The organism is Collinsella sp. SGI.095 (assembly GCF_050314535.1).
Classification (GTDB): domain Bacteria; phylum Actinomycetota; class Coriobacteriia; order Coriobacteriales; family Coriobacteriaceae; genus Collinsella.
This window is the reverse complement of record NZ_JBNPNG010000043.1, coordinates 1-2407: the sequence shown is the minus strand read 5'-3', so window position 1 is coordinate 2407 and position 2407 is coordinate 1. Positions and strand designations below refer to the sequence as shown.

The window sequence follows — 2407 nt, the reverse complement described above, 5'->3', positions numbered from 1 at the left end:
TGTTTTTCACAACAACTAAATTTAGGATTTCACGACTAATTTCTTTCGGGTTTCACCGTTTTGCAAAGGTGCCGCACCCTTTCTTCGCTAACTGTCCGATCTTCCCATCATCAAGGCTTCCTCGAACCTTCTGCTCTGCCCGCCGAACTCAACCAGCCGACCATGATGCATGATCCTGTCAATCGTCGCCGTGGCCAGGTGCGCGTCTCCCAGCACAGTGCCCCATTTGCCGAACTCTATGTTGGTTGTGACGATCATGCTCCTCGTCTCGTACGTTGCCGACATCACCTGGTAGAGCAGCCGAGCGCCCTCGATGTCTATCGGGATGTAGCCGTACTCGTCGATTATCAGCAGGTCCGCCTTGGCTATGTCGCGAAGCACCTGCTCGAGCCTGTTGTCGGCGACGGCCGCCTTCAGCATCAGCACCAGCGACGCGGTCTCGAAGTACCTGACCTTGTAGCCCCGCTCGGCCGCCAGCACGCCCAGTGCGATCGACAGGTGGGTCTTTCCGCGTCCGCATCCTCCGTAGAACACGAAGTCCTGGGCCTGCCGGACAAACTCCAATGACACCAGGTCATCGACGGTGTAGCCGTCTGGGAAGGACACCTCGCCGAAGTCGAAGTCCGCGACCGACTTCACGGCCGGGAATTTGGCCTGCCTCATGAGCCTTGCCTTCCTGTTCTCCTCCCTGGTGGCGTTCTCGCTCCTGATCAGCTCGCATGCAGCCACCAGCTGGCCTCGCGTGGCATCCTTGGAAAACGCAGCGATCGTCGACTTGGTGAAGTACATGGTCCTGGCCAGCGCGGCGAACTCCGCCTCGATCTGGCCCCTCGTCATCTGCTCGATGTCCATGGCTAGGCCTCCTTTGCGAAGACGGCGTCGTACATCCCGAGGTCGGGGCTGTCGTCGTATGCGATGGACCCTTGGCCGTTCGCCGTGCATGCGGCAGCCAATGCGACGTCAGCGCGGCTGGGGACGCCGCCGTCGGCGCCGAGCGCGGCCATCGCCGCTACCGCGGCCTCGTAGCCCGCATCCGCGCTGACGTCGCGAAGCATCCTGAGCATCGTGCCCCTGTCGGCCCTGCCCATGGAATCCATCGACCTGGCCAGCGATTTCGGCAAGGTCGCCCTGACGGCGCTGTTCTGCCATCCGCCCGGCTTCCTGCAAAGGAGCGCCAGCTGCGACATGGGGTCGCTGGCCTTGGTGGGCGCATCCCCGTATGCTCGGTCGAAGGCGGCGATCTGCGTGCCCTCGCCGTCGTAGAAGGCTACCCGGAATGCGCCCAGCTCGACGATCACCCTCTCCTCGCCGTGGTCCGGCCCGAGCGGGTAGCGGTGTCTGCCGTCGAGGCACGCGTCGCCGTACTTGTCGGTCTTGGCCGTGACTATCTTCGCGACGCGGAAGGGCTTCGCCGGCAGGTCGGCCATGGCCACGCAGTCCTCCATGAACAGCTGGCGCTCGGGCTCCCCTTTGAGGTAATGGTCCTTGCCGGCGCGATCCAGGCACCTGCCGAGGATCCGCTTGTTGTAGGCGGGCAGGCTGTCGATGCGGGGAACGGGGACGAACAGGTTGCGCCGGATGGCCCCGACGGCATTCTCCACGGAGCCCTTCTCGTGGCCGGAGTTGGGGTTGCAGAAGGAGAAGTCGAACCCGTAGTGGGCGGCGAAGCGCGTGAACGTGTCGGCGGTGCTGACAGCCTGGCCGACCCTTCTGCCGACGCCCGTGGCGTTGTCAAACACCAACCGGGTGGGCACGCCCCCGCAGAACTCGAACACGGCCTTCAGGCCCTCGCAGACGCATTCCGACGTCTCGCCCCAGAAGCATTGCGCCAGCGACACGTTGGAGAACGGGAAGGTGACCACCAGGTAGTGCACCTCGCGCATGACGCCCAGCACCCTGAAGTCGCACACGCCGAAGTCGACCTGCCCCTCGCCGGGCGCCCATTCGAGGTTGAGGAACTCGTCTTTGGCGCCTTTGAGCTCGGCTTTGCGCTTCTTGACGTAGGCCTGGACGATTGTGTAGCTGCCGTCGTAGCCGCATTCCGCGACGAGCCGGTCGAATACCCGCTGGGCCGTGTGTCGCTGCTTGGGGCGCCGCTTCCTGTCCTCCGCAAGCCAACGATCTATCGTCGCCTTGAACGGGTCAAGCTTCGAACCGCGCCTCTTCCTGGGCTTGACCTGAGGGGAGAAGTCGTCCATGTCGCGGTATTTGCGCACCGTGGGCTCGGAGATTCCCTCCTCCCTGGCTATCTGGGCGACGCTGTCGCCACGGGCAGCGCGCTGCTTGATTGCTAGAATAGTTGACATGCCGATCATTTCCTTTCCGGCCTCCTTGAGTCGATTACCGAAGCAATGACTAAGTTAGGCCATCCGTTGGAGGTGGTCGGCGCCTTTGCTTATGAGGCGAA

Annotated in this window: 2 protein-coding genes; both read right to left on the bottom strand. The window is 63.1% G+C overall.

Going from position 1 to position 2407, the window contains the following annotated elements; translation table 11 throughout:
• Positions 1–87 precede the first annotated feature (87 nt).
• Positions 88–852, bottom strand: a complete 765-nt coding sequence (gene istB, locus ACQRCA_RS08330) for an IS21-like element helper ATPase IstB (protein ID WP_273339942.1) — start codon at positions 850–852, stop codon at positions 88–90.
• A 2-nt stretch (positions 853–854) separates the two neighbouring features.
• Positions 855–2306, bottom strand: coding sequence for an IS21 family transposase (istA, locus tag ACQRCA_RS08325; protein ID WP_427719875.1), 1452 nt, complete (start codon positions 2304–2306; stop codon positions 855–857).
• Between the last annotated feature and the right edge of the window lie 101 nt (positions 2307–2407).

Coding starts and splice junctions, on each gene's coding strand:
- istA (WP_427719875.1), bottom strand. CDS start 2,306: ATGTCAACTATTCTAGCAATCAAGCAGCGCGCTGCCCGTGGCGACAGC.
- istB (WP_273339942.1), bottom strand. CDS start 852: ATGGACATCGAGCAGATGACGAGGGGCCAGATCGAGGCGGAGTTCGCC.